This is a genomic window from Brucella grignonensis (genome assembly GCF_002252505.1).
GTDB classification, from domain to species: Bacteria; Pseudomonadota; Alphaproteobacteria; order Rhizobiales; family Rhizobiaceae; genus Brucella; species Brucella grignonensis.
On record NZ_NNRL01000067.1, the window covers coordinates 1 to 382 of the forward strand.

Here is a 382-nt window from a genome sequence, read left to right on the forward strand (position 1 = left end):
CACCAGCGCAGGAACCTTCCGATCACACGGGTCCATTGCTCGAGCGTCGATGGTGTGACGCCGCGCTCATCGCGCATCCATGTCACATACTCATCGAGTTCGCTCTGATGCTCGAACCCGGCACTCGGTTCACGCCACCAGCCAATAAATCGAAGCCAAGGACGCCCGATGTCGATCACTCTTCGCGCCGCAGTGACGGCTCCGTGGGCTTGTTGCCGCTCAATGGCAATCTGTCGGAGAGCCTCGATGTCGATGCCCTCGGATGAAGCATTCGGGCCGAGGCGCGCGGCAACCCACAACAGCTCGTTGCGCTTGATTCTGAGAGAAGCGGGAGTGGCACCGCGTTCAGCGCAGTGGCGAAGGTAACGGGTCCGCTCTTCGG

1 pseudogene is annotated in these 382 nt (G+C 61.5%); it reads right to left on the reverse strand.

Annotation, left to right across the window (positions count from 1 at the left end):
- A pseudogene (locus tag CEV33_RS00850) lies at positions 1 to 299 on the reverse strand (tyrosine-type recombinase/integrase); the annotation flags it as partial.
- Between the last annotated feature and the right edge of the window lie 83 nt (positions 300 to 382).